We start from the raw sequence: 24,675 nt of genomic DNA, 5'->3' as shown, positions 1-24,675 counted from the left end.
ATTAGAGTGGCTAATTACGAAAAACAAGATGATGGCTTCAAAGAAAGAGTAGTCTTCATCAACCGCGTAGCTAAGGTCGTAAAAGGCGGACGTCGTTTCTCCTTCTCTGCTTTGGTTGTTGTTGGTGATGAAAATGGTCATGTTGGCATGGGCCTGGGCAAAGCTGCCGAAGTTCCTGAAGCAATCCGCAAGGGTGTGGATGATGCCAAAAAGAACCTGATCACTGTTCCTCTGAGAGGAACCACCATTCCCCACGAAGTTATCGGCATCTTTGGCGCAGGCCAAGTTCTGCTGAAACCGGCTTCCGAAGGTACTGGTGTTATTGCCGGCGGCCCTGTTCGTGCCGTATTGGAACTGGCCGGCGTGCGTGATATCCTGACGAAATCCCAGGGTACTTCCAACCCCAACAACGTGGTTCGCGCTACGTTGAAAGGTCTGGAAAACCTGAAGAACGCTAAAGAAGTTGCTGCCCTGCGCGGCAAAACTGTTGAAGAGTTATTAGGCTAAGGAGGTAGCATGATGGCACAAGTAAAAATCACGCTGACCCGTAGCTTAATCGGTTATCCGAAAGACCAACGCGCAACCGTGAGAGCTTTGGGCTTGGGTAAGATCAACACCAGCGTAGTAAAAGAAGACAATTCCACTTTGCAAGGTATGCTCCATAAAGTGAGCCACCTGGTTAAAGTAGAAGAAGTCAAGGCTTAACAAGGAGGGCTGCAAATGTATTTGCATGAATTGGCTCCCGCTCCTGGTTCCAAAAAAGCTCGCGTCCGTGTAGGCCGCGGTCTTGGTTCCGGTCTGGGCAAAACATCCGGCAAAGGCCAAAAAGGACAGAAATCCCGTAGCGGCGGGGTAAAGCGTCCTGGTTTCGAAGGTGGTCAAAAGCCGTTATACCTGCGTCTGCCGAAACGCGGTTTCTACAATAAATTCGGTAAGCATTACACTGAAATCAATGTGGATGTACTGAACTGCTTTGACGACGGTGCTGTAATCGATCCTGTTTCCCTGATTGAATGCGGTCTGGTTAAAAATATCCGTGACGGCATCCGCGTGCTGGGCAATGGCGAAGTAACCAAAAAGGTTACCGTAAGAGCTATGGGCTTCAGCAAAACTGCACAGGCAAAGATCGAAGCTGCCGGCGGTAAAGTAGAGGTGATCTAATTGGCTTCAGCCCTTGATAACCTGATGAAGGCTACGGAACTCCGAAAGAAAGTATTATTTACCCTTGCGATGTTCATAGTATTCAGGGCTGGAACGCAAATTCCCGTTCCGGGGGTTAACGCAGCCATGATCGAACGGTTATTCAACAATGGGAACCTGTTCGGTCTACTGGATCTGTTCTCCGGCGGTGCACTTAGTAAATTCTCTATATTTGCTATGAGCATTACTCCTTACATCAATGCGTCTATTATCACGCAGCTGCTTACAGTGGTGATCCCGACTTTGGAAGAATGGTCCAAAGAGGGAGCGGAAGGAGCAAAGAAAATCAATAAAGTCAACCGCTATGCGGCGGTTGGTCTGGGTGCCATTCAGGCAATTGGTATGGCGTACGGCTTACGGGCAGCAGTCAATAATCCTGACTTCTTCTCGTTTGCCATGATCGTCATTACCTTGACGGCAGGCTCCCTGCTGCTGATGTGGATTGGGGAACAGATTACTGCAAAAGGGATTGGGAATGGTATTTCCTTAATCATCTTTGCAGGCATCATTTCCCGTCTGCCCAACGGGCTGGCTGTTATCGGCCGGTATTTGCAGGCAGGCACCGTCAATGTCTTCAATGTACTGATCTTCGCGGTTCTGGCCGTGCTGATGGTAATGTTCGTCGTAGCAATTACGGTGGCATACCGGAAGGTACCGGTACAGTATGCGAAACGGATTGTGGGCCGTAAAATGTACGGCGGCCACACCACCTATATTCCCTTAAAGGTGAATCAGGCCGGTGTTATGCCCATCATTTTCGCTTCTTCCGTATTGATGTTTCCTGTGACCATTGCGCAGTTCATCAAGATCCCCTGGATCCAGACGGCAGCCAGCTATTTGGCATGGGGCACTCCGCTGCAGACAGGACTTTATATTGTGCTCATCCTGTTCTTCACTTACTTCTATACGGCGGTAAGCCTGAACATTCCCGAGATGTCCGACAATATCAAGAAGTACGGCGGGTTTATTCCTGGCCTTCGGCCCGGCAAACCTACCACGGACTATCTGGATCGGGTGATGAACCGGATCACTTTAGCGGGTGCTGTTTTTCTGGCATTCATTGCTATTATGCCTAACATCATCGTATGGCTCACAGGAATTTCCGGAGTTTACTTCGGCGGTACGGCCCTATTGATCGTTGTTGGCGTAGCGCTTGATACGATGAAACAAGTAGAGTCCTTGGTACTCATGCGACACTATCAAGGTTTCATGAAATAGGAGAGAGAACATGCATATTCTTTTAATGGGACCTCCTGGCGCAGGCAAGGGGACCCAAGCGGAAAAATTAGTTGCCGATTTCCCAATTCCCCATATTTCTACGGGAGATATGTTCCGTGCGGCTGTGAAAAATGGTACGGAATTGGGCAAGGAAGCCAAAAAATATATGGACGCCGGCGGTTTGGTGCCTGATGAAGTTACCATTGGTATCGTCAGAGAGCGCCTGAGCCAACCGGATTGTCTCAAAGGATTCATTCTGGACGGGTTTCCCCGTACCAAAGAGCAGGCAGTTGCCCTGGATGGGATTCTGAAGAATCTGGGCATCCAGCTGACCGCTGCGGTAAACATCAGTGTTCCCGATGAGGACCTGATCAGCCGTGTAACCGGCCGGCGCATCTGCAAGAGCTGCGGTGCTACGTATCATGTGGTATACAACCCTCCCAAAGTGGAAAATGTATGCGACAAATGCGGTGGGGAATTGTACCAGCGTGATGATGACAAAGAAACCACTGTGAAAAAACGTTTGGAAGCGTACCATAGCCAAACTGCTCCTCTTATTGCGTATTACAAAACGGAAGGCGTGTATAAGGAAATTGACGGCACTCAGCCCATCGATAAGGTGTATGCTGATGTGGTAGCAGCTGTAAAAGGGTAAGGAGGCATTACAAGTGTCGAAACAAGATGCAATCGAAGTAGAAGGTACTGTCTTGGAATCTTTGCCCAATGCTATGTTCCGTGTGAAATTGGAAAACGATCATGAGATCCTGGCCCACATTTCCGGAAAAATACGTATGAACTTTATTAAAATCCTGCCTGGGGATAAGGTAACCGTAGAGCTGACGCCCTACGACCTGAACCGCGGCCGGATTACTTATCGGTTTAAATAAAGAGGATTGGCAAGAGGAGGTTCAGCAACATGAAAGTAAGACCGTCTGTAAAACGCATTTGTGAAAAATGCAAGATCATTAAACGCAAAGGCCGTGTTATGGTCATTTGCGAAAACCCGAAACATAAACAAAGACAAGGTTAAAAAGGAGGTGCTTTGAATGGCTCGTATCGCCGGTGTAGATTTGCCGAGAGATAAACGTATCGAATACGCCCTGCCGTACATCTACGGTATTGGTTTGACTCTTTCCCGGGAAATCCTGGGTAAGACCGGTATTAACCCGGATACCCGTGTTCGGGATTTGACGGAAGCTGAAATCGCAAAGCTCCGTGAAATTCTGGATCATGAATACAAAGTAGAAGGTGACCTCCGCCGTGAGGAATCCTTGAACATCAAACGTTTGGTGGAAATCGGCTGCTATCGCGGCCGCAGACATCGTGCAGGCCTGCCTGTTCGCGGTCAAAACACCAAAAATAATGCTCGTACCCGTAAAGGCCCGAAAAAAGCGGCCGGCGCAAAGAAGTAATTTAAGGAGGGATTAGACGAGTGGCTGGGAAAAAAGTTGTCCGTAACAAACGGAAAGTAAGCAAGAATGTAGAAGCTGGTGTGGCACATATTCGCTCCACCTTTAATAACACGATCGTTACGATCTCCGACCTGAACGGCAGTGTCCTGAGCTGGGCATCTGCCGGCGGCATGGGCTTCCGTGGTTCTCGTAAGAGCACCCCGTTTGCAGCCCAAATGGCAGCTGAACAAGCTTCCAAGGCTGCTATGGAACATGGTCTGAAGAGAATTGAAGTTTTCGTAAAGGGCCCCGGTGCCGGCCGTGAAGCTGCCATCCGTGCTCTGCAGGCTGCAGGCCTGGAAGTGGAATCCATTAAAGACGTGACTCCGATTCCTCATAACGGCTGCCGTCCGCCGAAACGCAGAAGAGTATAATTGGAGGTGAAATAATAGAATGGCAATTGATAAGACTCCTGTTCTGAAAAGATGCAGATCTCTGGGCATGTCTCCGGCATTCGTGGGTGTTATGAAAGAATCCCATCGTCAGCCGAAACGCCAGTTCAAAAAGAAATCCGAATACGGTATGCAGTTGGCTGAAAAACAAAAGGCTAAATTCATCTACGGTGTTCTGGAAAAACAATTCCGTGGCTACTACGAAAAAGCCAAGAAAATGGAAGGTATCGCTGGTGCCAACCTGTTAATCCTGTTGGAACGCAGACTGGACAACGTTGTATACCGTCTGGGCCTGGCTAACACCCGTCGTCAAGCTCGTCAGCTGGTTACCCATGGCCACATTGCCGTTAACGGCAAGCGCCTGGATATTCCCTCTGCCCTGGTAAAAGCCGGCGATGTTGTTTCCGTTATGGAAAGCAGCCGCAGCTCCAACTACTTCAAGGGTATGGCTGATGTTCTGGGCAAGGCTTCTGTTCCTGCCTGGATCTCTGTAGACGCACAGAACCTCAGCGGAAAGGTTGACCGTCTGCCTGTACGCGATGATATTGATGTTCCTGTTGAAGAACAGCTGATCATCGAACTGTACTCCAAGTAATTGATACTGTTCTCCACTATTTATACCGCGTATTGTGGTAATGCGCGAAAGGAGGCTTCCGCATGAAGGAAATCGAAAAACCTAGCCTGGTTATCGACGAAATTTCCCCCGATGGGCGTTATGGCAAGTTCGTCTGGGAACCTTTGGAACGTGGATACGGTATTACTTTAGGTAATAGTCTGCGCCGTGTATTGCTTTCTTCCCTGTCCGGTATGGCTGTTACCGGCATCAAGATTGATGGTGTGCTCCATGAGTTCGCTACCATTGAGGGAGTCAGAGAAGACGTTGCAGATATCGTATTAAACATCAAGTCCTTGTGCTTCAAGGTGGGTATGGATGACAGCACCACCTTTGAGCCCAAGACGTTCTATATCAAGAAGTCCGGCGAAGGTGAAGTGACCGGCGCTGACGTAATCTGCGATCAGGACACGGAAGTTCTGAACCCCGAGCTGCATATTGCAACCCTGGACAAGAACGCCGTCCTGAACATGGAAATCTACGTTGACGTGGGCCGCGGTTACGTGCCGGCAGAGAAGAACAAGAGCAAGGATCAGCCCATTGGCTTTATTCCTGTTGACTCCATCTACTCTCCCATTACCCGTGTGAAATTCGGTGTTACCGATACCCGGGTAGGCAATGTAACCAACTATGACCGTCTGACCTTGGAAGTATGGACCGACGGCAGCCTGGGACCTGATGAAGCTGTAACTTCTGCAGCTGAAATTTTGATTAAATATTTGGCCTTGTTCAAGACCACCAACATTCCCAAGATCCAAGGGAATGAGGATAGCGCCAAGACCAGCGAAGAGGGTAGTAAATCCTCCGTATACCAGATGTCCATTGACGATCTGGACCTGACCGTTCGTTCCAACAACTGCTTGAGACGGGCCGGCATCAATACGGTAGAAGATATTATCAACAAGACGGAAGATGAACTCATCTGCGTCCGCAACCTGGGCAGCAAATCCCTGGAAGAAGTCAAGAACAAGATTGAGGAATTGGGCCTGCACCTGCGCAATTCCGATGAAGAATAGGAGGAAGACGAAAGATGGCATACAGAAAATTGGGCCGGAACTCCAGCAACCGGAAAGCTATGTTCCGCAGCATCTTGACCGCCTTCTTCAAAAACGAGAAAATCGAAACCACCGAAACGAAAGCTAAAGAAATTAGCGGTCTGGCTGCTAAATTGATCACCCTGGCTAAACAAGGTGACCTGCATGCCCGTCGTCAGGTTTTGGCATTCCTCGCTGATGAAGAAGCTACCACGAAGTTGTTTGACACCATTGCTCCCAAATACAAGGACCGCAACGGTGGTTACACCCGTATTTACAAAACAGCTCCTCGCCGCGGTGACGCTGCTGAAATGGCAATTTTAGAGCTGATCTAACGACATAAAGAAAGACTGTAGCAGAGATGCTACAGTTTTTTTTTGCCGCTTTTGCACTTTCTTCACAGAGCAGGGCAGGGGCTTATGGTATACTAAAGGAAAATCATTCTGCTTTGGAAAGGAACCTTTTATGAAAAAGACCCTGTTTTGTCTGGCGGCTGTGCTGGCCGCTCTGTCCGCCGGCTGCAGTGCCGGCACGGCCCAAACCCCGGAGTCGGTTAAGCCCGCGGCCCAGACCCGGACTGCTGCCGCTCCTGGCTTTCGCCTAAAACAATTGGGGGCGGGAACTGTTGCTGTAAGCCCGGCCCAGGACGGAGCCCTCTACGTGCTGAATTTCTGGGCCACCTGGTGTCCGCCCTGCCGGGCTGAACTGCCGGAAATCGCCGCTTTTGCCAGCGCCCATGCAAAGGACGTGCGGTTCTACGGCATCGATCTGGATGAACCGGAGGGGGACGTGAAGGGTTTCCTGGAGAAGCAGCAGCTCCAGTTCCCGGTGCTGCTGGACGTGGGCGGCAAGGTGGCCCAGCAGTACGGGGTCCGGGGGATTCCCACCACGGTGATCTTGAACCGGAACGGCCAGGAAGTGTTCCGGAAGGTGGGGGGAACTACTTCCCAGGAACTGGAAAAGGTCCTCAAAGGGCTGGAGCAGTAGGATGCATGCGTCCTTAACTTTTGGCGCGGCCTTTGTGGGCGGGCTGGCTTCTTTTCTGTCCCCCTGCGTACTGCCCCTGCTGCCCACTTTGCTGCTGCTGTTGGCCGGCAGCGGTACCGGGCGAAAAAGCCGGCTAGGGGTGAATCTTACGGCTTTCCTGTTGGGATTTGCCGTGGTATTTATGGCTTTGGGCGCAGCTTCCACCCTGGTGGGGCGTCTGCTTTTGGGGCATCTGGCCTTTTGGGAAAAGCTGGGGGGTATCCTTTTGGTGCTCCTGGGGCTTTTCCTTTCCGGACTGTGGCAGCCCCTGTTTTTGGTCAGGGACAGAAGGCCCTTTCTTCAGACTCAGGCGAAAGGGCCCCTGGGCTGCTTTCTGCTTGGACTTTCCTTTACCTTGGGCTGGACGCCCTGCACGGGACCAATCTTAGCGGCGATTTTGCTGCTGGCGGGACACGAGGCTACGGTGGGAGCGGGGCTGCTGCTGCTGGGCATGTATACCCTGGGTTTTGCCCTGCCTTTTTTCCTGCTGGCCCTGGTCTGGAACCAAGTGGCGCCCAGAATCCGGCCCCTGTACCGGTACCTGCCACTTTTACAAAAGGCGGCGGGAATCTTCCTTTTGGTGCTGGGGCTTGCCCTGTTTTTTGGGTATGCCCTGCGGCTCAACGCTTTTCTTCTTCGCCTTTAGGCCGGCTCCATGGTATAATAGGGGAGCTAAACGCAGAAAGTGGTGAAGTGATGTTTAAAAAGCTTGCATTGTTCTGCTGCTGTCTGTCCCTGTTTCTTCTGGCAGGCTGCGGCAGTACCCAGAAAGTAGATAATACCCAGGTGGCTTCTTATCCTGGCTGGATTCAGGTAAATGCCGGCCAGCAGGCTTCCTTCTCGGTGCCTCCAGAACTGGCGGAAGAATCCCAGGAATACGTGACGGCCCAGCTGCAGAAAGAGGATTTGAATCCCCTGCTTCGGAAATGGCTGACGGAAGACCAGATTACCGGCAAAAGTGCCGGGTGCGTTATTGCCCAGACAACGGATGTAACGGCCCTGCCCTGGGAAGGGGACAACCATTATGCCCGGGTGGAATTCAAGACCATGCCCACTCCGGAAAAATTGCCGAAATATGGGCAAAATTTGGGCCTGAAGGCTGCGGAAATCAAGGACTTTGGGGATATTACCCAAAAGGCCCTGACGGGCATGGCCCAAAAGGACCTGCCGGAAGGCTACAGCCTAAATTTCCACGATTGGCAGCCCATGAAGAGTGTCATCATTAACGGGGTGGAGAGCTTATATACCTCCTATGAGGAAGACGTTGTATATCAGAACAAGCTCCAGGTGACCTTCCACGTAGAGCGGTGGACCTTCTTTAACCGGGACCGGGTCCATACCCTGACGGTAACCAGCCGCAAGCAGGATAAGGCCTACTGGGAGGACGAAAGCCGTCCCCTGTACAAAAAGTTGGTCAATACCCTGAAAATCACCGCCAGCGAGGCAAAATAAGCCTGCTGGACCTACTCCTGACAGGAATTCTGCCAGGAGTTTTTTCTTGGGGGGATATTTGTCTAATTGCCTTATTCATTGTATAATCAGGTTGTATGAGGGTAGAAGGGAGAAGCGATTATGACAAAACTACAGAATATTGGTTTTATCGGCACAGGTATCATGGGCAAGTCCATGCTGCGGAATCTGAAAAAAGCTGGCTATACCATGCATTGCTATGCCCGTCATCCGGAAAAGGTGGCAGATTTGGCTGCCGAAGGGGTAACGGTTCATTCCACCATTGCTGACTGCGTCAAGGCCTGCCAGGTGATGATTACCATCGTAGGGTTCCCCAAGGATGTGGAAGAAGTATATTTTGCTCCAGGGGCCATTTTTGACAGTGCAGCCCCCGGTACCTACCTGGTGGATATGACCACCACTAGCCCCACCCTGGCCCAGAAATTGTATGCGGAAGGCAAAAAGAAGGGCTTGCCGGTTTTGGATGCTCCCGTTACCGGCGGTGACACCGGCGCCAAAAACGGTACCCTGTCCATCCTGGTGGGCGGTGACAAAGAAGCTTATGAAACCCTGCTGCCGATTTTCCAGGGCATGGGCACCAACATCAACTATATGGGGGCTGCCGGCAATGGCCAACACGCCAAGATGGCCAACCAGATCATGATTGCCGGTGCCATGAGCGGTATCTGCGAAGCCCTGAACTACGCCAAGGTGAACGGCCTGGATCTGGACACCCTGTTAAAAGCTGTTTCTACTGGGGCTGCCGGCAGTGCCCAGCTGAACGCCTTTGGGGCCAAGATGGTCCATGGGGATTATGCTCCGGGGTTTTTCCTGAAGCATTTCATCAAGGATATGCGCCTGGCTAAGGAAGAAGCGGACAAGAAAGACCTGCAGCTGCCGGTGCTGGCCCAAGTACTTTCCGAGTACCTGGAACTGGAAAAGGCAGGAGAAGGAAACCTGGGCACCCAGGCTCTGTTCACGTATTATCAAAAAAAATAATTTCTGGCAGAATAGCCAGAAATACCCTTTAGGAGGCTTTCCATGAAAAAAGAAATCAGCACGAAAAACGCTCCCGGCGCCATTGGACCGTATTCCCAAGGCATTGAAGCCGCAGGCAAAACCGTTTATGTTTCCGGCCAGATTCCCATTGATCCGGCTACCGGTGAATTTGCTGGCAAGGATATTGTGAGCCAAACCAAGCAATCCTTGACCAACGTCAAAAATATCCTGGCAGCTGCCGGGTATACCCTGGATGACGTGGTAAAAACCACGGTGCTGCTGGCAGACATTGCCGATTTTGGTGCCATGAACGAAGTGTATGGAACCTTCTTTACCGGCGTTTGCCCGGCCAGAGCCTGCTTCCAGGTAGTAGCCCTGCCCAAAGGCGCTTTGGTGGAAATTGAAGCGTTTGCCGTAAAAGACTGAGCTATCAGGCAACAAAAAACGGGATGTGCCCCACAAACGTGGGGATGCATCCCGTTTTTTCTTTATCCGGCCTAATCCGACAGCAGGGCGCTTTTCTGCTCCAGCCGCTGGGCGGCCAGGAGGAGCCCGTCTGCCAGCTGGGTGTAGCCCAGGGCCTTCAGGCGCTCCAGGGGACCGGAAATGCTCAGGGCATAGATCCGGTCCTTCATCACAAGGGGCACGGCTACTGCGGCAATTCCCGGGTCCACTTCTCCTTCGGAAATGCAATAACCGGTCTGGAGAATGTGGAGCAGCTGGTTCTTGAGCAGCCGCTGCTGGGTCCGGTCCCCACCGATTTCCTGGATAATACTGTCCCGGAGTTCTGGGGGCTGGGCGGCCAAAAGGGTCTTGCCGGAAGCACCCTGGTCCAAGGGAACGATGTAGCCCCGTTCCCGGGCCAGGCCCAGGGTGTGCCGGGATTTGGCCATGTCGGCGCAGATGCCCGTATGGCCCAGCAGTACGGACAGGACCACGGTTTCGTTGAACTGGTTGGCCAGCCGGTGCATCTCCTCGCTGAGGATTTCCCGGGTGGTATTGTGGACGGATACGGCGGAGGCCACCAGGAGTATCCCGGTGCCCAGCCGGTAGCGGCTGCTTTTGGCGGACTGCTCAATCCAACCGGCGTACTGGAGGGTGCGCAGCAGCCGGTATACGGTGGTTTTGTGGAGGCCCAGGGCCTGGCTGATCTCCGTCAGGCTCAGGGATTCCTTGCGCTGGGCCGCATACAGCTCCAACAGCCGGGTGGCGTGGAGCACGGAATGGACAAGGGGAGTGGTTTCCATAGAGGCGCTTCCTTTCTGTTTAGACGCTGAAGATGCCCCTATTATAAAAAGGACAGGGGAGAGCGTCAAGGGGGTTAGTTTCATTATAGTGCACAAATTGCTAAATAGTGTCCAAATTCATTGACTTACCCGGTGCCCCCTCCTATAATGGGCAACAGAAAAGGGAAACAAAGGAGATACAGTATGGACAACTTCAGCTTACGCAAACCTTTAAATATGGCCCCTACGGGCATTGCTACTTTTGCCAAAACCGAACTGGCAACGGATATGTACCATGTGAAAGGGGATATCGCCGTTTTGGGCGCTCCCTTTGACCTGGCCATCCAAGGCCGGACGGGTTGCCGCCTGGGACCCCGGGGCATCCGCCTGGGTTCTACCCGGTTCAGCTACAAAAAGGGCGGGACCTACGATTCCGAACGCCAGGAATTCTATATGGACGCCAACCGCTGGAAAGTGGTGGACTGCGGGGACGTGGACTATATTCCCGGAGATTTGAAGGGCACTATGGACAACCTGCGGGAAGCCGTCCGGATCCTCCAGGACCAGGGCATTATGCCGGTGGTACTGGGCGGGGACTGCGCCGTGGATTATCCGGTACTCCAGGGTATGGAAGCAGCCGGTCCTTTTGACATCATCCATATCGATGCCCATTTGGATTGGACCAAACCCTTGGACGGACAGAAATACTTCAACGGCTCTCCCATGCGCAACGCCGCAGGGCTGCCCTATGTAGGGCGGATTCTCCATTTGGGAATCCGGGGCATCGGCAGCAGCGGTCCGGAAGATTTTGCGGAAGCCCGCTCCCACGGGGACGGTATCTATTCCGTACGGGATATTCGGAAAAAGGGCATCCAGGCTATTCTGGAGGAGTTCAAACCCCAGGCCCACAGCATCATCTGCTTTGATATTGATGCCATGGATGCGGTGTACGCACCGGCTACGGGCTCTCCCATGTTCGGCGGTTTTACCTACGATGAGGCAGTGGACATTCTGGAAGCTCTGACGGACTATACGGATCCCATTGCCATGGTGATGACGGAAGTGGCTCCCCCCTTTGATGACGTGGGCGGTACCACCGGTTACCTGGCAGCCCGGCTGATTTCTGATGAACTGGGCTTTATTACCAAAGCACGGGAAAAGAAGGGATAACATGGAAATGCGGCAGTCCCGGCATCCAGGGGCATGGCTGACTACCCTTGGCCTCTGTGTGGCCATGGAAGTGATTCTGGCCCGGTTCTTGTCCCTGCATACCTGGAATCTGAAAATCGGCTTCAGCTTCCTGCCGGTGGTGGCTGCGGCCTACTGGGGAGGTCCCCTGGCCGGGGGCCTGACCGGCCTTTTGGGGGACCTGATTGGGGCACTGCTGTTTCCGGTGGGCACGTATTTTCCCGGGTTTACCCTGACGGCCTTTTTGGATGGGGCTGTGTACGGACTGTTTTTCCGAAAGAGAACCGGCCTCAAGGAAATTCTCGGGGCAGTGGTTACGGTGCAGCTGGGGCTGAGCCTGGTCTTAAATACCTTTTGGCTGAGCCTGCTGTATCAGGTGCCCTGGAGAACCTTATTGTGGCTGCGCTTGTTTCAATGTTTTGGCGGGCTGGTGGTGAAGGTGCTGGTACTGCGCCTTGCCCTGCCTGCAATGGAAAAAGGATTGGTGCGTCGGTTTGTCTGACGCCCAATCCTTTTTTGCGTTTGGCTATCAAGAAAATTTTAAGGAACACTGTCCATGCCCCTACTACTTTTACATAAATATGATATAATAAGGGAATGTAATTCATGGTTTTGTAAAGAATTTGTATTACCTTTGATGGGAAAAAGAACAAGTTTGGAGTGATACTATGGCTCATATCAAACCCTTTGCTGCCTTGCGGCCTACACCGGAGCTGGTCAGCCAAATCGCAGAATTACCCTATGATGTAATGAGCACTGCCGAGGCCCGGGAAATCCTGAAAAAGAATCCCCTGAGCTTTGTCCGGGTCAGCCGGGCAGAAGCCGATCTGCCGGAAGGCATTGCCGAAACGGATCCCCAGGTCTACGCCAAGGCCCGGGAAAACCTGGAAGACTACATTGCCAAAGGCCAGCTGAAACAGGATCCCCAGCCCTGCTACTATATTTACCGGCAGCAGATGGGGGCTTATATCCAGATTGGCCTGGTGGCCGTGGCTTCCCTGAAGGACTATGAAGAAGGCATTATCAAGCGGCACGAACTGACCCGGGAAGTCAAGGAAACGGACCGGGTCAACCACATCCTGGCGACCGGGGCCCAAACGGGACCGGTGTTTTTGGCCTACCGGAGCAAAGGGGTGCTGACGGCCGTACTGCTCCAGTACATGGGCAATCATACGCCGGTGTACAATTTTGCCGGGGAAGACGGGGTGCGGCATACCCTGTACGTGATCCAGGAGCCCCTCAAGGTGCGGGAAATCACCCACCTGTTTGAACAGGTGCCGGCCCTCTACATCGCTGATGGGCATCACCGCTGCGCGGCAGCCCTGCGGGTGGCCAAGGAACTGGGTGCCCGGCCGGGCCAAACCGGGGAGGAACCGTACAATTATGTGCTTTCCGTGATTTTCCCGGAAAATATGCTGCACATTCTGCCCTATAACCGGGTGGTCAAGGATTTGAACGGACTGTCCCAGGAAAAATTTTTGGAGCTGCTCCGGGAAAAATTCCAGGTGGAAAAGGCGGAACGGGCCGTGGAGCCCAAAACCCTCCATACCTTTGGGTTGTATCTGGCCGGCCAGTGGTATAGCTTAAAGGCTCTGGACGATACCTTCCCGCTGACGGATCCCATCGCTTCCCTGGATGTAAGCATTCTGCAAAGCAATGTGCTTTCCCCCATTCTGGGCATTGAGAATCCCCGGACTGATGAACGCATTGATTTTGTGGGAGGCATTCGGGGCCTTTCGGCCCTGGAAGAAGCTGTGGACGGCGGGGATTACACCCTGGCTTTCTCCCTGTATCCCACTTCCATGTACCAGCTGATGGCTGCGGCGGACGAGGGGCTTGTGATGCCGCCCAAATCTACCTGGTTCGAACCCAAACTGCGTGACGCACTGACTATACACCTGATCGGAGATGGAAAAAATGGAAAGAGTTTATAATTTTGGTGCGGGGCCTTCGATGTTCCCCTTGGCGGTCTTGAAAGAAGTACAGAAGGAACTGCTGGACTATGAAGGCAGCGGCATGTCCGTGCTGGAAATCAGCCACCGGAGTGCCTTGTATGAAAAAATCAACGACGAAGCCCAGGCCGATATCAAAAAGCTGCTAGGGATGGATGACAGCTGGGTGGTGATGTTCATGGGCGGCGGGGCAACCCTCCAGTTCTCCATGATTCCCATGAACTTCCTGAAACCGGGGAAAGTAGGGGCCTACGCCATTACCAGTACGTTCTCGGAAAAGGCCATTGCCGAAGCCAAAAAGGTCGGGGACGCAGTAGAAGTCTTTACCAGCAAACCCACCGGCCTCGACCGGGTTCCCCAGCCGGAGGAGCTGGTACTGCCCAAGGATTGCGCCTACCTGCATATTACTGCCAACAACACGGCGGAAGGCACGGAATACCACAAATATCCGGATACCGGGGAGGTACCCCTGATTGCGGATATGTCTTCGGATATTCTGTCCCGGCCCGTTCCCGTAGACAAGTTCTCCCTGATCTACAACGGGGCCCAGAAGAACATCGGGCCGGCTGGGGTTACCGTGGTCATGGCCAAAAAGGATTTTGTCACCGGCATGGATCCCAATCTGCCCATCATGATGAATTATGAAACCTTCAGCGGCCACGATTCCGTCTACAATACCCCGCCGGTATTTGGGGTGTACATGGTAGGTCTTATGGCCAAATGGCTGCTGGCCCAGGGCGGTCTTGCTGCCATGGAAAAGCGCAACAAGGAAAAGGCCAAGTTGGTGTACGGCGTTCTGGACAGCCATCCGGAATTCTACAAGGGCCACGCCCAGCCGGAAAGCCGTTCTCTGATGAATGTTACCTTCAACCTGCCTACGCCGGAACTGGAAAAGAAGTTTGTGGCCGAAGGGGCCGAACATGGACTGGTGAGCCTGAAGGGTCACAAATCCATTGGCGGCATCCGGGCGTCCATTTACAATGCCATGCCCCTGGACGGCTGCGAAGCGCTGGCCGCCTATATGGAACGGTTCTGGAAGAAAAATAAATAACGCGCAAAAAAACACGGTGTGCCTTTAGGTACACCGTGTTTTTTTAGGATTTTGTCTTACCAGCTGCGGCTGGAACCGCCTCCGCCGCCGGAACCTCCGCCGTAGGAGCCGCCTCCAAAACCACCGCCGCCAAAGCCGCCGCCTCTGCCGCCGCCCCGGAAAAAGAACAGGTACAGCAGGAAACGGAGAATGGCGCCGCCGAAAAGCAGCTGGTCTACAATAATCAGCAGCAAGACGCCGGCCAGCAGCAGGATATTCAAGGGATTCCAGGCTGTATCGCTGCTGCCGGGATTCTGGGCCGCAGCGGCCTGGGCACTGCGCTGGACGCCCAGGTCTTCTACGGACAGGTTGTATTCCTTTAACACCGTTTGGAGCAGGGCCCCGTAGGCGTTCAGGATACCCTTATCGTAGTTGCCGTTCTTGAAATAGGGCAGCATATACTGGTCCTGGATGCGGCCGGTGAGCCCATCGGGCAGGGCCCCTTCCAGGCCGTAGCCTACCTCAATCCGGCTTTTCCGGTCGTTGACGGCTACCAGCAGCAGTACGCCGTTGTTCAGGTTCTTGTCCCCAATGCCCCAGCCCCGGAGTACGGCCAGTCCGTATTCTTCCGGGGTGGCATCCCCCAGGGTAGGAACGGTCAGCACTACGATTTGGGCCTTGGTTTTCTGCTGGAGGGCGGAGCCATAGGCGTTGATGGTGTTTCTGGTGCTGGCGGAGAGTACCCCGGCCCGGTCCTGCACGTAGATACTGGTGGTGGGACGGGGCGGAATCTGGGGTTCTGCCAGAGCGGTCAGGGGAGAGAAGACCAGCTGGCAGAGGAGCAGCAGCCAGAGCAATATTTTTTTCATGGCATTCTCCTCTCGGGCAGGGTCAGCGGGCTTAGAACTTCACCTGGGGAGCCGCCTGGGCGTTTTGGTCGGCCTGGAAATAGGACCGGGACGTAAAGCCCATCATATTGGCGATGATGACCGTAGGGAAGCTTTTGATTTTGGCATTGTAGGCCTGGGCTGCATCGTTGTAGTCCTTCCGGGCTACTGCCAGGCGGTTTTCCGTGCCGGCCAGCTCATCCTGGAGCTGGAGGAAGTTGGTGTTGGCTTTCAGGTTGGGATAGTTTTCCTGGAGGGCTAGCAGCCGGGTCAGGGCACTAGACAGTTCACCGCTGGCTTGGGCCGTATCGGCAACATTCTGGGCACCGGCCAGTTTGGCCCGGGCGTTGGCCACATCCGTAAAGATCTGGCTTTCGTGGGCGGAATAGCCCTTGACGGTATTTACCAGGTTGGGAATCAGGTCAGAACGGCGCTGCAGCTGTGTTTCTACCTGGCTCCATTTGCCGTTGACGTTTTCGTTGGCGGAAACCAGGCCGTTGTAGGAGCCGAAGATCCAGCCTGCACAGAGCAAGAGTACAACCAAGATGCCAATCAATACTTTTTTCATGGATATTCCTCATTTCTAGGTTTTTTAGGGTGCCAAAAGACTTATTTACAATAGTATCGTATCGGATAGGCGGGACCCTTGTCAATAGAAGGGAAACAGTTGGAGCCTAAAAGAATGTGAAAAGATTTGAAACTGTCAAGAAACTGTGAAGAAGGGTGAGAAAAAACAGGTACTGCGCAAAGGGCAGTACCTGTTTTCGGGTTTGTGCTTAGTATACCAATTCCTGATGGCCAATCAGGCAGGTAGCCGGGTTCAGCAGGGCCGTACCGGTAAATTCCTTGGTCTTGAAGGTAGCCTTGTACACCACAAAAGGCGTACCGCTGGAGCTGTCTTTCACGGACGTAACCACAATGTCGGTAGCATCCGGATAGGTTTGCAGGATGGTAGCCTTGGCATCGGCTTCCGTCTTGCTGACTGTTACGGAACCAGGGTAATTGGAGGAATCGATAACCACCTTGGCAACCTTATCGGTGGCACGGTCCACAGTTACATGGAAGCGCTGCAGCGTGTTGGGATCCAGGAATTCCATTTCAAAGGCATTTTCGCCGGTCTTGGCGCTGGTAAGAACGGCAGCGGAAGGCACTACGGCAGCGGCGGAATTGACGGCGGCCTGTTTTTCGGTGACCAAATCAGTAAAATCTGCCGGAGCGGCAAAAGCCGGTACTGCAGTACCCAAGGTAGACAGAGCAATCATCCCTGCGGCGGCAGCCATAGCTGCTTTTTTCTTCATATCCATAATCATACCCCCATTCAATACTTTTATACCTTAATATTAATGTGTTACGGGAGAGAATACAAGAAAAAAGCGTTTTTACAGGGAAAAATATGGAAAAAGATTATAAATTTGTAACAATTATATCAAAAACGGAAATCTCTTTCCCCCTGGTCAATCTTTTCCAGGTACCCTTCACAGGTGGCACGGACCACGGCGCTGGGAATGTGTTCCAGCTCCTTTTGGATGGCGTCCAGGGCTTTTGCCCGGGTGTCCGGGGACGCGTAATCGTCCAGGTATTCCCGGAGGGTCAGAAGGGCATTGGGCTGGCAGCAGTTGGAGATTTCTCCGGTTTTGGCCAGGGCCATGAACCGGTCCCCGGTACGACCGGCCCGGTAGCAGGCGGTGCAGAAGCTGGGAATATACCCATCGGACAGGAGCCAGTTGATGACCTGGTCCAGGGTCCGGTTGTCATTGACTTCAAATTGGGAGGAATCCTCTTCTTCCCCTTCTTCAGCGTAGCCGCCTACACTGGTGCGGGAACCGCCGCTGATCTGGGAAACGCCTACGTCCAGCACAGCTTTCCGGGTGGCTGCCGATTCTCGGGTGGAAACGATGATGCCGGTGTAGGGCACGGTAATCCGCAGGATGGCCACGATTTTCTTGAATAGCTGGTCGTCAATGGCATCGGGGAAGGACTGGACAGAGATGTCGTCTGCCGGACGGATCCGGGGCACACTGATGGTGTGGGGGCCTACACCAAAGTTGGCTTCCAGGTGTTCCTTATGCATCAGGAGGCCTACAAAGTCGTAGCGGTACATATTGAGACCGAACAAAACGCCTACGCCCACATCGTCAATGCCTCCGGTCATGGCCCGGTCCATGGCTTCCGTATGGTAGGCATAATCATGCTTGGGGCCCTGGGGATGGAGTTTTTCGTAGTTTTCCTTGTGGTACGTTTCCTGGAACAGGATGTAGGTGCCGATACCGGCTTCCTTGAGCTTCCGGTAGTTTTCCACGGTGGTGGCTGCGATATTCACATTTACCCGGCGGATGGCGCCATTTTTGTGCTTGATGCTGTAGATGGTGCGGATGCACTCCAGAATGTATTCAATGGGGTTGTTTACCGGATCTTCCCCGGCTTCCAGGGCCAGACGTTTGTGTCCCATATCCTGGAGGGCCGTGACTTCCCTGATGATTTCTTGCTGGCTCAGTTTTTTCCGGGCGATGTGCTTGTTCTTGGCATGATAGGGGCAGTACACACAGCCGTTGACGCAGTAGTTGGACAGGTATAGGGGAGCAAACAGGACAATGCGCTGACCGTAGATTTTGTCCTTGATTTTCCGGGCTAGGTCGTAAATGGCTTCGGTCACTTCAGGAGCCTCACAGCTCAGCAGGGTGGCTGCTTCCCGGTGGGTCAGCCCCTGCATTTGGGCCGCTTTTTCCACCAGGGACAGGCAGTAGGCCTTGTCCTCCTTGTGGCTGTCGGCATAGGTCAGGGAGTCCAGGATTTCCTGGTGGTTGATGAATTCTTCTGCCTGGGTAGAATGGGGATTGTAGGGGATGTTTGTCATGATAATTTCCTTCTTTCCTGTTCTGCTCACCGGGTTCTTCCATAAAAAAAGCATGCCAAATAGGCATGCGAAAAGAACGGGTCGATTCACCGCCTTAATACTCGGAGGATTCCTTGTATGCAGGGAGCGTAATGGCCTCATTGTACCGTTTTAAAGTGTAAAATACAATACAAAATCAGGAAATTTTACTAAAATAGAGAATGTTTTACACAAATAAAAAATCCGCAGGAAGCTCCTGCGGATTCAATATTCAAATGGTGGCCCCGGAGTGATTCGAACACTCGACCTTTTGGTTCGTAGCCAAACGCTCTATCCAGCTGAGCTACGGAGTCATAACCGAACAAGGATTAGTATAGCGGTTTTTGGGTTTCTTGTCAACATTTTTTTAAAACTTTCTCAAAGAATTTTTTGGGAGGGGGGAGCAGGGGCAAAACTCACAAGTATTTGTAAAAAGTCTATGATATAGAAGCGAATTGTTATTATTGGCGTGTAGAAACGTCTTGGATATGGTAAAATGAGATATTAATCTATATTGTATGTTTTGTGTTTTGAGGAAAGGCAAAGGTGTAAAATGCTGTTTACGGATAAGGCAAGAATTTACGTGGAAGCGGGTTCTGGCGGCGATGGTGCCTCCAGCTTCCGCAGAGAAAAATATGTGGCCTGCGGCGGTCCCGATGGGGGCAATGGCGGCCGGGGCGGTTCGGTGATTCTGGTGGCCGACAAGGACCTGAATACGCTGGTGGATTTCCGGTACAAACGGAAATTTGTGGCGGAGCGGGGCGGCAATGGTGCTGCCAAAAACTGCACCGGGCATAAGGCTGAAAATATCAAAATCAAGGTGCCCCTGGGCACGGTGGTAATTGATGACGCTACAGGCGCAGCCCTGGCGGATTTGGCGCATCCCGGGGATGAATTTGTAGCAGCCCGGGGCGGCCGGGGCGGCAAGGGCAATGCTTGCTATGTGACCAGCACCAAGCAGGGGGTAACCTTTGCGGAAAAGGGCGAGCCGGGAACCAAAACCTGGCTGCGGCTGGAACTGAAAATGCTGGCCGATGTGGGCATGGTAGGCTACCCCAGCGTGGGCAAGTCCAGTATTGTGGCACGGGTTTCCGCCGCACGGCCGGAAATTGCTGCGTACCATTTTACCACCCTGACCCCGGTACTGGGCGTGGTCCGGCTGGATGCAGAAAACAGCTTTGTGCTGGCCGACCTGCCGGGCCTGATTGAAGGGGCCTCCCAGGGCGTGGGCCTGGGCCACGATTTCCTCCGGCATATTGAACGGACCCGGGTTATCCTCCACATTGTGGACACCAGCGGCTGCGAAGGCCGGGACCCGGTGGAAGACTTCAAGAAAATCAACGAAGAACTGGCCCTGTACAGCGAAAAGCTGGCCAAGCGGCCCCAACTGGTGGTAGCCAATAAAATGGACCTGCCGGATGCGGAAGAAAACTATAAGCGGCTGGAAGAATATGTAACGAAGGCCGGTTATCCCATTATGAAGGTGTCTGCCGCTACGGGCCAAGGCCTGAAGGAACTGATGTGGAAAGCCTACGATATGCTGAAGCATGCCCCTCAGGAAGAAGAAATCCTGGAAATCGGACCGCTGAAGGAAGCAGATCCGGATTCCTTTGAAATCATTACCAATAATGTGGAAGATGCTGATTTTGAGGTAAAAGGCAAGAACATCGAGCGCCTGGTGGCCATGACCAATTTCGACAACGACGAAGCGGTGTACCGCTTCCAGCTGATTTGGCGGCGCCTGGGCATCGAGCAGGCCCTGAAGGACAAGGGCATTCAGGAAGGTCAGACCGTACGCATCGGCGATATGGTCTTTGATTATCAACCCCAGTGAGTTTGCTAGTGCAATAATTTTATATAACTATCTAGATGGGTGGGTGATTGTATGAACCGGGATAAACTAAAGGACGTCAAACGGATTGTTGTGAAAGTAGGGAGCAGCACCATTACGTATCCCAACGGGAAAATCAACTACGAGAAGATTGAGAAACTGGCACGGGTGATGACAGATTTGCAGAATCAGGGCAAGGAAATGATTCTGGTATCTTCCGGCGCCGGAGCAGCCGGGGTAGGCCGGCTGGGCCTTAAAGAAAAGCCCTCGGACCTGCCGGGCAAGCAGGCCTGCGCTGCCGTAGGCCAAGGCATCCTGATGAACATTTACGAGCGTCTTTTCGCGGAATACAGTCAAGTGGTGGCCCAGGTCCTTTTGACCCGGATTGACACCATCGACCGGCATCGCTACTCCAATTCCCGGAATACGTTCCAGGAACTGATCAAATGGGGCGTGATTCCCATTGTCAATGAAAATGACGTGGTGGCGGTGGATGAAATGAAAATCGGGGACAACGACAATATGTCCGCCCTGGTGGCCAGTATGGCCGATGCGGATTTGGACATTCTGCTGTCGGATATTGACGGCCTGTACACGGCAAACCCCAAAACCCATCCGGACGCCCAGATGGTCCACGAAGTGGAAAAGGTGACGCCGGAAATCGAAGCTACAGCTGGAGGCGTAGGTTCCAAAAACGCTACCGGCGGTATGCTGACCAAGCTCCAGGCTGCCAAAACGGCTATGAGCTCCGGCATCTATTTGATTATCGCTTCCGGGGAAGACCCGGAAATCCTCCGGAAAATTGTCCGGGGCGACGAAGTGGGGACCCTGTTTGTTCCCCGGGAAAACCATCTGCGGTTCCGGAACCAGTGGCTGGCCTTTGGGGCCAAGATCTGCGGTTCCCTGATTGTGGATGACGGCCTGGCCAAGGTCATCCGGGAAAAGGGCAGCTGCAGCATTCTGCCGGTGGGCATTACCGCCGTGGAAGGCAATTTTGAAAGCGGCGTGACGGTCAGCGTCAAGGACAAGGAGCATCACGAGCTGGCCCGGGGGCTGACTTTCTACAGCTCCGAGGAACTGGAACAGATCAAGGGTGCCAAGTCCGAGGAAATTGCCAATATTCTGGGAGCCAAACACTATGATGAAGCGATTCACCGGGATAACCTGGTGATCTTGTAAGGAGGTGCGCCATGTATAAGGAAGGGTTGGTACGGGAACAGGCTGCTGCTGCCAAAGACGCAGAAGTGACCCTGGGAATTCTCAATACGAAGGTGAAAAATGATATTTTGCTGGCCATGGCTGACAGCCTGCTGGAGCAGGAAGAAGTTATTTTGAAAGCCAACCAGCTGGATATGGAGAAGGGAAAAGCCGGGGGCTTGAAGGACTCCCTGCTGGACCGGCTGCTGTTGACCCACGACCGTTTGGTACAAATGGCCAAGGGCATCCGCCAGGTAACGGCGCTGCCGGATCCGGTGGGGAAAATCCTCAGCGGTTCCATGCTGCCCAACGGCCTTACCCTGACCAAAATCACCGTGCCTTTGGGGGTTATTGGCATCATTTACGAAGCCCGGCCCAATGTAACGGCGGACGCCATTGCCCTGTGCGTGAAAAGCGGCAACGCCGTAATCCTGAAGGGCGGCCGGGAAGCCCTCCATTCCAACAAGGCGGTCAGCGATGTGCTGATTGCTGCCGGGGAAAAGGTGGGCCTGCCCAAGGGTGCCATCCAATTTGTGAACGTGCCGGAACGGGATGCCGTAACGGAACTGATTCATCTGAACGGTCTGGTGGATGTGGTGATTCCCCGGGGCGGCGCCGGGCTAATTCAAAGCGTGGTGCGCAACGCCTCCGTACCGGTGATTGAAACCGGTGCCGGGGTCTGCCATACCTATGTGGACGAATACGCCCAGATTCCCATGGCCGTAAATATTGCCCTGAATGCCAAGGTGAACCGGCCTTCCACCTGCAACGCCATGGAAACCCTGCTGGTGCACAAAAACATTGCCGATACCTTTATGCCGGCCATGCTGGAGGCCTACAAAAAGGCCCGGGTGACCATTTTGGGCGACGCCAAGACCCAAAGCTACAGCGCAGAGGTGCAGCCTGCTTCGGAAGAAGATTGGGCTACGGAGTATGGGGACCTGCGGCTCAGCGTCAAAGTGGTGGACAGCCTGGAAGAAGCGGTGGCCCATATTCGCCGCTACGGCACTGGCCATTCTGAAGCCATTGTCACGGAAAACTACGAAAACGCCCGGAAATTCCAATTGCTGGTGGACGCAGCGGCGGTGTATGTGAATGCTTCCACCCGGTTTACCGATGGCTTTGAATTCGGTTTCGGGGCGGAAATCGGCATCAGCACCCAGAAACTCCACGCCCGGGGACCTATGGGCCTGCCGGAACTGACTACCACCAAGTACCTGATTAATGGGAATGGGCAGGTACGGGGCTGAGTTTTCATGAAACCTTCACAAAGAGGGTGTATTATGGAAACGGAAGTCGTGGAAGAACTTTAGCGAAGAAAGCAGGGGAGAGTGTGGACAAACTACGAAAGTACAAAACGCTGCTGATTGTGCTGGTGGTGCTGATCATCGCCGGCCTGGGCGGCTATAAGTACTACCAGAATAAAAAATTGGAGGAAACGGTGGCGGCTACCCGGACGGATGCCGTAACCCGGGGCGACGTGCGGAAAACCATTTCTGCCACCGGTGCCCTGAACGCTGTGGACAGCGTAGAAATCAACTCCAAAATTACCGGCCGTATTGTGCAGGTGTACGTAAAGGAAAACCAGCACGTAACGGCAGGCCAGCCCTTGGTAAAACTGGATGATACTTCTTTAAAGGCCACCCAGGAAATGAAGCGGGCCACCCTGGCGGATAAGGAAGTGACCTACCGCCGTGACCAGCAGCTGCTGGAACAGGGGGCCATTGCCCAAAGCGTATTTGATACCGCGGAAGCCGATTATCTGGTGGCCAAGGCCGAATATGAACAGGCAACCTCCAATGTAAACGATACAGTAATCTCTACGCCTATTGATGGTTCTGTCATTGGCAAACCGACGCCTGTAGGCCAGACGGTATCCTCCGGTATTTCTACGCCTCAGGTACTGATGACCGTAGCCACCCTGGACAAGATGCAGATCTATCTGATGGTGGACGAATCCGATATTGGCCAGATCAAGGTGGGCCAAAAGGTGGAATTTACGGTAGATGCCTACCCGGATACCACCTTTGAAGGGATTATTTCTTTGGTCAGCCGCAGTGCTACCACTACCAACAACGTAAACTACTACACCTGCTACGTGGATGTAGAAAATACGGAAGGCAAGCTGATGCCCACCATGACTGCCCGGGCCAACGTCATTGTTGACCAGGTGCAGGATGCCCTGACCATTTCCAGCAAATGCCTGCGGACCAAGGACGGGAAAAATTACGTTCAGGTCTACGACAAGAAGACCAACACCAGCAAGGATGTGCCGGTAAAGGTACTGCTTACCGGGGAAGACCGGATTGCCGTAGAAGGCGATCTTCAGCCGGGGGATGAGCTGCTGGTGAGAACCACGTCGGCAACCTCCACCAGCAACAAGCGGATGGGTCCTCCCATGTAAGGGAAAGGAGGCAGACGGGAATGGATGTAATCGAATTGCAGGACATTGTAAAAAGCTACGCCATGGGCGACACAGTGGTTATGGCCCTGAATCACGTTTCTGTGAAGTTTGAGCAGAGCAAATTCACTTCCATTGTAGGCCCTTCGGGCAGCGGCAAATCCACCATGATGAATATCCTGGGCTGCCTGGACCGTCCCACTTCCGGCCATTATCTGCTGGAAGGCAAGGACATTGCCAAATACTCGGACGATGAATTGGCCCGAACCCGGAACCAGCGGATTGGCTTTGTGTTTCAGAGTTTCAACCTGCTGTCCCGGCTGACGGCCGTGGAAAATGTAGCCCTGCCCCTGATCTACGCCGGGGTCAAGCTGGCGGAGCGGACGGAGCGGGCGGAAAAAGCCCTGGAAGCGGTGGGGCTGGGCAAGCGGCTGTACCACAAGCCCAACGAGATGAGCGGCGGCCAGCGGCAGCGGGTGGCCATTGCCCGGGCCCTGATCAACAACCCGGCCATTATTATGGCCGACGAACCCACCGGCAACCTGGACACAAAATCAACCTTGGAAATCATTGATATTTTTGAACAGCTGAACCATGACGGCAAAACGGTTATCATGGTTACCCATGAACCGGAACTGGCGGCAATGACCCAGCGGATCCTGACCATGCGGGATGGCTGTTTGATCCAAGACGAACGGAAGGGGTAGAA

General features: G+C 53.3%; 31 protein-coding genes and 1 tRNA gene. 26 read left to right on the top strand and 6 right to left on the bottom strand.

Annotated features, from left to right (window positions below; genetic code table 11):
• Positions 1–6: 6 nt before the first annotated feature.
• The 17 genes from rpsE (at position 7) to C7E10_RS05660 (ending at position 9,808) form a co-directional block, all read left to right on the top strand.
• Positions 7–507: a 30S ribosomal protein S5 gene (gene rpsE, locus C7E10_RS05740; RefSeq protein ID WP_105326380.1), complete on the top strand. Its 501-nt coding sequence runs from the start codon at positions 7–9 to the stop codon at positions 505–507.
• 12 nt (positions 508–519) lie between these two features.
• Positions 520–705: a 50S ribosomal protein L30 gene (gene rpmD / locus C7E10_RS05735; protein WP_105326379.1), complete on the top strand. Its 186-nt coding sequence runs from the start codon at positions 520–522 to the stop codon at positions 703–705.
• Between the two features lie 15 nt (positions 706–720).
• Positions 721–1,161, top strand: coding sequence for a 50S ribosomal protein L15 (gene rplO, locus C7E10_RS05730; RefSeq protein ID WP_105326378.1), 441 nt, complete (start codon positions 721–723; stop codon positions 1,159–1,161).
• Positions 1,162–2,418 (top strand): preprotein translocase subunit SecY, encoded by a 1,257-nt coding sequence (gene secY, locus C7E10_RS05725; RefSeq protein ID WP_105326377.1) that lies wholly within the window; start codon positions 1,162–1,164, stop codon positions 2,416–2,418.
• A 10-nt stretch (positions 2,419–2,428) separates the two neighbouring features.
• A complete protein-coding gene (locus C7E10_RS05720) occupies positions 2,429–3,073 on the top strand; it encodes an adenylate kinase (RefSeq protein ID WP_105326376.1) in 645 nt (214 codons plus the stop codon).
• Positions 3,074–3,086: 13 nt separating this feature from the next.
• Positions 3,087–3,305: a translation initiation factor IF-1 gene (infA, locus tag C7E10_RS05715; RefSeq protein WP_009015367.1), complete on the top strand. Its 219-nt coding sequence runs from the start codon at positions 3,087–3,089 to the stop codon at positions 3,303–3,305.
• Positions 3,306–3,334: 29 nt separating this feature from the next.
• Positions 3,335–3,448 (top strand): 50S ribosomal protein L36, encoded by a 114-nt coding sequence (gene rpmJ, locus C7E10_RS05710; RefSeq protein WP_009015366.1) that lies wholly within the window; start codon positions 3,335–3,337, stop codon positions 3,446–3,448.
• Between the two features lie 16 nt (positions 3,449–3,464).
• Positions 3,465–3,830 (top strand): 30S ribosomal protein S13, encoded by a 366-nt coding sequence (rpsM, locus tag C7E10_RS05705; RefSeq protein ID WP_105326375.1) that lies wholly within the window; start codon positions 3,465–3,467, stop codon positions 3,828–3,830.
• 20 nt (positions 3,831–3,850) lie between these two features.
• Positions 3,851–4,243, top strand: coding sequence for a 30S ribosomal protein S11 (gene rpsK, locus C7E10_RS05700; protein WP_105326374.1), 393 nt, complete (start codon positions 3,851–3,853; stop codon positions 4,241–4,243).
• A gap of 19 nt (positions 4,244–4,262) precedes the next feature.
• On the top strand, positions 4,263–4,856 hold the full coding sequence (gene rpsD, locus C7E10_RS05695; protein ID WP_105326373.1) for a 30S ribosomal protein S4: 594 nt from the start codon (positions 4,263–4,265) through the stop codon (positions 4,854–4,856).
• Between the two features lie 62 nt (positions 4,857–4,918).
• Entirely contained in the window at positions 4,919–5,890 is a 972-nt protein-coding gene (locus C7E10_RS05690) for a DNA-directed RNA polymerase subunit alpha (RefSeq protein WP_105326372.1), read from the top strand.
• Between the two features lie 14 nt (positions 5,891–5,904).
• The gene (gene rplQ, locus C7E10_RS05685) at positions 5,905–6,243 is read left to right on the top strand and encodes a 50S ribosomal protein L17 (protein ID WP_105326371.1); all 339 of its coding nucleotides are present in this window, start codon (positions 5,905–5,907) and stop codon (positions 6,241–6,243) included.
• A gap of 130 nt (positions 6,244–6,373) precedes the next feature.
• Positions 6,374–6,895: a TlpA family protein disulfide reductase gene (locus C7E10_RS05680; protein WP_105326370.1), complete on the top strand. Its 522-nt coding sequence runs from the start codon at positions 6,374–6,376 to the stop codon at positions 6,893–6,895.
• 1 nt (position 6,896) lies between these two features.
• Positions 6,897–7,580, top strand: a complete 684-nt coding sequence (locus C7E10_RS05675; protein WP_105326369.1) for a cytochrome c biogenesis CcdA family protein — start codon at positions 6,897–6,899, stop codon at positions 7,578–7,580.
• Positions 7,581–7,630: 50 nt separating this feature from the next.
• Positions 7,631–8,386: a YajG family lipoprotein gene (locus C7E10_RS05670; RefSeq protein ID WP_105326368.1), complete on the top strand. Its 756-nt coding sequence runs from the start codon at positions 7,631–7,633 to the stop codon at positions 8,384–8,386.
• Between the two features lie 120 nt (positions 8,387–8,506).
• A complete protein-coding gene (locus C7E10_RS05665; RefSeq protein ID WP_105326367.1) occupies positions 8,507–9,382 on the top strand; it encodes an NAD(P)-dependent oxidoreductase in 876 nt (291 codons plus the stop codon).
• Between the two features lie 42 nt (positions 9,383–9,424).
• Entirely contained in the window at positions 9,425–9,808 is a 384-nt protein-coding gene (locus tag C7E10_RS05660; protein WP_105326366.1) for a RidA family protein, read from the top strand.
• Positions 9,809–9,879: 71 nt separating this feature from the next.
• Here C7E10_RS05660 and C7E10_RS05655 read toward each other — a convergent pair whose 3' ends face one another.
• The gene (locus tag C7E10_RS05655; RefSeq protein WP_105326365.1) at positions 9,880–10,629 is read right to left on the bottom strand and encodes an IclR family transcriptional regulator; all 750 of its coding nucleotides are present in this window, start codon (positions 10,627–10,629) and stop codon (positions 9,880–9,882) included.
• Between the two features lie 183 nt (positions 10,630–10,812).
• Here C7E10_RS05655 and C7E10_RS05650 point away from each other — a divergent pair, with 183 nt between their 5' ends.
• The 4 genes from C7E10_RS05650 (at position 10,813) to serC (ending at position 14,799) form a co-directional block, all read left to right on the top strand.
• Positions 10,813–11,778 (top strand): agmatinase, encoded by a 966-nt coding sequence (locus tag C7E10_RS05650; protein WP_105326364.1) that lies wholly within the window; start codon positions 10,813–10,815, stop codon positions 11,776–11,778.
• Between the two features lies 1 nt (position 11,779).
• The gene (locus C7E10_RS05645; RefSeq protein ID WP_105326363.1) at positions 11,780–12,298 is read left to right on the top strand and encodes a folate family ECF transporter S component; all 519 of its coding nucleotides are present in this window, start codon (positions 11,780–11,782) and stop codon (positions 12,296–12,298) included.
• A 166-nt stretch (positions 12,299–12,464) separates the two neighbouring features.
• Complete coding sequence (locus C7E10_RS05640) at positions 12,465–13,730, top strand: DUF1015 domain-containing protein (protein ID WP_105326362.1); 1,266 nt, start codon at positions 12,465–12,467, stop codon at positions 13,728–13,730.
• On the top strand, positions 13,714–14,799 hold the full coding sequence (gene serC, locus C7E10_RS05635; RefSeq protein ID WP_105326361.1) for a 3-phosphoserine/phosphohydroxythreonine transaminase: 1,086 nt from the start codon (positions 13,714–13,716) through the stop codon (positions 14,797–14,799). The genes C7E10_RS05640 and serC overlap by 17 nt, the downstream gene beginning before the upstream one ends.
• Before the next feature lie 56 nt (positions 14,800–14,855).
• On the opposite strand, the gene C7E10_RS12405 is transcribed toward serC, so the two are convergent.
• The 5 genes from C7E10_RS12405 to C7E10_RS05610 form a co-directional block, all read right to left on the bottom strand.
• A complete protein-coding gene (locus C7E10_RS12405) occupies positions 14,856–15,647 on the bottom strand; it encodes a TPM domain-containing protein (RefSeq protein ID WP_105326360.1) in 792 nt (263 codons plus the stop codon).
• 31 nt (positions 15,648–15,678) lie between these two features.
• Positions 15,679–16,233, bottom strand: coding sequence for a LemA family protein (locus C7E10_RS05625; RefSeq protein WP_105326359.1), 555 nt, complete (start codon positions 16,231–16,233; stop codon positions 15,679–15,681).
• A gap of 208 nt (positions 16,234–16,441) precedes the next feature.
• On the bottom strand, positions 16,442–16,969 hold the full coding sequence (locus C7E10_RS05620; RefSeq protein ID WP_105326358.1) for a hypothetical protein: 528 nt from the start codon (positions 16,967–16,969) through the stop codon (positions 16,442–16,444).
• Between the two features lie 122 nt (positions 16,970–17,091).
• A complete protein-coding gene (gene hydG, locus C7E10_RS05615) occupies positions 17,092–18,519 on the bottom strand; it encodes a [FeFe] hydrogenase H-cluster radical SAM maturase HydG (protein WP_105326357.1) in 1,428 nt (475 codons plus the stop codon).
• 255 nt (positions 18,520–18,774) lie between these two features.
• A tRNA-Arg gene (locus C7E10_RS05610) sits at positions 18,775–18,851 on the bottom strand.
• Between the two features lie 239 nt (positions 18,852–19,090).
• On the opposite strand from C7E10_RS05610, the gene obgE reads away from it, so the two are divergent.
• The 5 genes from obgE to C7E10_RS05585 all read left to right on the top strand — a co-directional run bounded on the left by obgE (position 19,091) and on the right by C7E10_RS05585 (position 24,673).
• Complete coding sequence (gene obgE, locus C7E10_RS05605) at positions 19,091–20,371, top strand: GTPase ObgE (protein WP_105326356.1); 1,281 nt, start codon at positions 19,091–19,093, stop codon at positions 20,369–20,371.
• 51 nt (positions 20,372–20,422) lie between these two features.
• Positions 20,423–21,547, top strand: coding sequence for a glutamate 5-kinase (gene proB, locus C7E10_RS05600; RefSeq protein ID WP_105326355.1), 1,125 nt, complete (start codon positions 20,423–20,425; stop codon positions 21,545–21,547).
• An 11-nt stretch (positions 21,548–21,558) separates the two neighbouring features.
• The gene (locus C7E10_RS05595; protein WP_105326354.1) at positions 21,559–22,815 is read left to right on the top strand and encodes a glutamate-5-semialdehyde dehydrogenase; all 1,257 of its coding nucleotides are present in this window, start codon (positions 21,559–21,561) and stop codon (positions 22,813–22,815) included.
• Between the two features lie 83 nt (positions 22,816–22,898).
• Positions 22,899–23,969, top strand: a complete 1,071-nt coding sequence (locus C7E10_RS05590) for an efflux RND transporter periplasmic adaptor subunit (RefSeq protein ID WP_105326353.1) — start codon at positions 22,899–22,901, stop codon at positions 23,967–23,969.
• A 20-nt stretch (positions 23,970–23,989) separates the two neighbouring features.
• The gene (locus C7E10_RS05585) at positions 23,990–24,673 is read left to right on the top strand and encodes an ABC transporter ATP-binding protein (protein WP_105326352.1); all 684 of its coding nucleotides are present in this window, start codon (positions 23,990–23,992) and stop codon (positions 24,671–24,673) included.
• The last annotated feature ends 2 nt before the right edge of the window (positions 24,674–24,675 follow it).

The sequence above is a fragment of the Acidaminococcus hominis genome (assembly GCF_900291475.1).
GTDB classification, from domain to species: domain Bacteria; phylum Bacillota; class Negativicutes; order Acidaminococcales; family Acidaminococcaceae; genus Acidaminococcus; species Acidaminococcus hominis.
This window is presented reverse-complemented; position numbering and strand designations above follow the sequence as displayed.

Bases quoted from the DNA above. Each gene is read 5' to 3' on its own strand.
- rpmD (WP_105326379.1), top strand. From the start codon at position 520: ATGGCACAAGTAAAAATCACGCTGACCCGTAGCTTAATCGGTTATCCG.
- rplO (WP_105326378.1), top strand. From the start codon at position 721: ATGTATTTGCATGAATTGGCTCCCGCTCCTGGTTCCAAAAAAGCTCGC.
- C7E10_RS05720 (WP_105326376.1), top strand. From the start codon at position 2,429: ATGCATATTCTTTTAATGGGACCTCCTGGCGCAGGCAAGGGGACCCAA.
- rpmJ (WP_009015366.1), top strand. From the start codon at position 3,335: ATGAAAGTAAGACCGTCTGTAAAACGCATTTGTGAAAAATGCAAGATC.
- rpsM (WP_105326375.1), top strand. From the start codon at position 3,465: ATGGCTCGTATCGCCGGTGTAGATTTGCCGAGAGATAAACGTATCGAA.
- rpsD (WP_105326373.1), top strand. From the start codon at position 4,263: ATGGCAATTGATAAGACTCCTGTTCTGAAAAGATGCAGATCTCTGGGC.
- C7E10_RS05690 (WP_105326372.1), top strand. From the start codon at position 4,919: ATGAAGGAAATCGAAAAACCTAGCCTGGTTATCGACGAAATTTCCCCC.
- rplQ (WP_105326371.1), top strand. From the start codon at position 5,905: ATGGCATACAGAAAATTGGGCCGGAACTCCAGCAACCGGAAAGCTATG.
- C7E10_RS05680 (WP_105326370.1), top strand. From the start codon at position 6,374: ATGAAAAAGACCCTGTTTTGTCTGGCGGCTGTGCTGGCCGCTCTGTCC.
- C7E10_RS05675 (WP_105326369.1), top strand. From the start codon at position 6,897: ATGCATGCGTCCTTAACTTTTGGCGCGGCCTTTGTGGGCGGGCTGGCT.
- C7E10_RS05670 (WP_105326368.1), top strand. From the start codon at position 7,631: ATGTTTAAAAAGCTTGCATTGTTCTGCTGCTGTCTGTCCCTGTTTCTT.
- C7E10_RS05665 (WP_105326367.1), top strand. From the start codon at position 8,507: ATGACAAAACTACAGAATATTGGTTTTATCGGCACAGGTATCATGGGC.
- C7E10_RS05660 (WP_105326366.1), top strand. From the start codon at position 9,425: ATGAAAAAAGAAATCAGCACGAAAAACGCTCCCGGCGCCATTGGACCG.
- C7E10_RS05655 (WP_105326365.1), bottom strand. From the start codon at position 10,629: ATGGAAACCACTCCCCTTGTCCATTCCGTGCTCCACGCCACCCGGCTG.
- C7E10_RS05650 (WP_105326364.1), top strand. From the start codon at position 10,813: ATGGACAACTTCAGCTTACGCAAACCTTTAAATATGGCCCCTACGGGC.
- C7E10_RS05645 (WP_105326363.1), top strand. From the start codon at position 11,780: ATGGAAATGCGGCAGTCCCGGCATCCAGGGGCATGGCTGACTACCCTT.
- C7E10_RS05640 (WP_105326362.1), top strand. From the start codon at position 12,465: ATGGCTCATATCAAACCCTTTGCTGCCTTGCGGCCTACACCGGAGCTG.
- serC (WP_105326361.1), top strand. From the start codon at position 13,714: ATGGAAAGAGTTTATAATTTTGGTGCGGGGCCTTCGATGTTCCCCTTG.
- C7E10_RS12405 (WP_105326360.1), bottom strand. From the start codon at position 15,647: ATGAAAAAAATATTGCTCTGGCTGCTGCTCCTCTGCCAGCTGGTCTTC.
- C7E10_RS05625 (WP_105326359.1), bottom strand. From the start codon at position 16,233: ATGAAAAAAGTATTGATTGGCATCTTGGTTGTACTCTTGCTCTGTGCA.
- C7E10_RS05620 (WP_105326358.1), bottom strand. From the start codon at position 16,969: ATGGATATGAAGAAAAAAGCAGCTATGGCTGCCGCCGCAGGGATGATT.
- hydG (WP_105326357.1), bottom strand. From the start codon at position 18,519: ATGACAAACATCCCCTACAATCCCCATTCTACCCAGGCAGAAGAATTC.
- obgE (WP_105326356.1), top strand. From the start codon at position 19,091: ATGCTGTTTACGGATAAGGCAAGAATTTACGTGGAAGCGGGTTCTGGC.
- proB (WP_105326355.1), top strand. From the start codon at position 20,423: ATGAACCGGGATAAACTAAAGGACGTCAAACGGATTGTTGTGAAAGTA.
- C7E10_RS05595 (WP_105326354.1), top strand. From the start codon at position 21,559: ATGTATAAGGAAGGGTTGGTACGGGAACAGGCTGCTGCTGCCAAAGAC.
- C7E10_RS05585 (WP_105326352.1), top strand. From the start codon at position 23,990: ATGGATGTAATCGAATTGCAGGACATTGTAAAAAGCTACGCCATGGGC.